The organism is Segeticoccus rhizosphaerae (genome assembly GCF_009192725.1).
GTDB lineage: Bacteria > Actinomycetota > Actinomycetes > Actinomycetales > Dermatophilaceae > Segeticoccus > Segeticoccus rhizosphaerae.
Genome location: NZ_VOHR01000733.1, coordinates 1 through 548 on the forward strand (window position 1 = coordinate 1; position 548 = coordinate 548).

Sequence of the window (548 nt, forward strand, 5' to 3'; positions counted from 1 at the left end):
CCGGTGGGCCCGGCCACGGGCTGCGGGAGCGCGACGGCCGGTGCGTCCACGCGAGAGCGGCCAGCGCGATGCCCGCGGGCCAGAGCAGATACCAGCCGAAGGTCGTGGCCACCAGCCCCACCAGAGCCAGACCCACGGCGGCCACGACTCGCTCGCCACGGCCGGGCAGCAGGCGCAGCGCCGCGGCCATGGCCACCACGTAGACGGTGACGAGGGCCGACGTGGTGAGCAGCACCAGGGTGGTGACCGACACCGCGTCGGCGACCAGCACCGCGAAGCCGGCGAACGCGAGGACGGCCAGGACGGCCAGGCTGTGCCGAGGAGTCTCGCCCGGCGCCGCGCCCTGACCGAGCCAGGCCGGTAGGCTCCCGTCCCGGCCGAGGGCAGCACCGAGCTTGGCGCAGCCGGCGGCGAAGGCGTTGACGACCCCGAGGGTCAGCACGACCGCCAGTCCCGCGGTGATCGGCCCTGCCGCACCGCCCAGGCCGTAGGCGAGCAGGGCGGCCAGTGGCGCGCGCCCCTGAGCGGCGTCGGTGGGCAGCGCGAGG

General features: G+C 76.8%; 1 protein-coding gene. It reads right to left on the reverse strand.

The window, feature by feature from the left end:
• Positions 1–548 (reverse strand): amino acid permease (locus FRW57_RS22730; RefSeq protein ID WP_152187148.1); only part of this gene is annotated, 548 nt, incomplete at both ends.